The 1285-nt window shown below is 42.9% G+C and carries 2 protein-coding genes; both read left to right on the top strand.

The genetic code is table 11. The features are described 5' to 3' along the window. On the top strand, positions 1 to 375 hold a 375-nt coding region (locus V7659_RS25650; protein ID WP_335542935.1), incomplete at its 5' end, for an SEC-C metal-binding domain-containing protein. 13 nt (positions 376 to 388) lie between these two features. Then, on the top strand, positions 389 to 1285 hold an 897-nt coding region (locus V7659_RS25645), incomplete at its 3' end, for a Gfo/Idh/MocA family protein (RefSeq protein WP_335542934.1).

Below are 1285 nucleotides of genomic sequence, written 5' to 3'. Positions count from 1 at the left end.
GTTCAGAGTTTAATTGAAGCTTATCGGTATTCTGATGAACTTGAGAACCAGGATATGCTCATTGAAGCTCTCTGTCATCAATTATCTCGAGAAGCATTACCTGTAATTAGCGATCATATGAAAAAGGAATACTTTTCTAGCCTAGTTGATATCGAACAGACGGTTTATAGCTATTATTCCATTTTAGGCGAGTCACATCCGGAACTATTGGATTGGAAACTTGCAGCACTTGAAAGAGAAATTGATTTCAGAAATGCTAGCAAACAGGGTCGCGATCCTCAAAATGGTCCGATTCAAAAGGAAAATAAAGTTGGCCGAAATGATCAATGTCCGTGTGGAAGCGGTAAAAAATATAAAAAGTGCTGTGGCAAATAAGGAGAGAAGTAGGATGAAGTTTGATAAGGTACGTTGGGGAATTATTGGATGCGGTGACGTAACAGAAGTGAAAAGCGGACCAGCTTTCCAAAAAATCAATCATTCAGAGTTGGCAGCGGTTATGAGGAGAACAGGGGAACTTGCGGAGGACTATGCAAAACGGCATGGTGTCCCCAAATGGTACGATAATGCCGATGAACTTATTAACGATCCTGAAGTCAATGCAATCTATATTGCCACGCCGCCAGGATCACATAAAGAATATACCATCAAGGCAGCAAAGGCAGGGAAACTTGTATATGTTGAAAAACCAATGGCCTGCAATTATGCTGAATGCCAAGAAATGATCGCTGCTTGTGAGGAAGCCGGCGTGCCTTTATATGTTGCGTACTATCGCAGGGCACAAGAGCGATTTTTAAAAATTAAAGAGTTATTGAAAGACGGTGCGATTGGAGAAGTCCGTTTTGTATCGTCAACCCAATACCAAAAAGCTTCTGAAGACGTGTTGGACCCACAACATCTCCCTTGGAGAGTACAACCCGAATTAGCCGGAGGAGGACTCTTTTTTGATTTAGCCAGCCATACACTTGATCTATTAGATTTTCTGCTTGGACCGATTACATCCGTTCAAGGATTTGCTTCCAATCAAGCTGGATACTATTCGGCGGAGGATATTGTAACAGGAACCTATAAGTTTGAATCTGGGATCCATGGCGTGGGAAATTGGTGTTTCACGGCTTTTGAAGATGTCGATATGAATGAAATCGTGGGGAGCAAAGGGAAAATCTGCTTTTCCACTTTCGGAAACGAGCCCATCGTTCTGACGACAGCAGGCGGAACGCAGGAATGGAGTTTCGAACGACCACAGCACGTCCATCAACCACTTGTCGAAACAATTGTTGCAGACGTA

The sequence above is a fragment of the Neobacillus drentensis genome (genome assembly GCF_036966985.1).
Classification (GTDB): domain Bacteria; phylum Bacillota; class Bacilli; order Bacillales; family Cytobacillaceae; genus Neobacillus; species Neobacillus drentensis_E.
The sequence above is the reverse complement of the archived record's forward strand: the minus strand, read 5'-3'. Positions and strand labels throughout refer to the sequence as shown.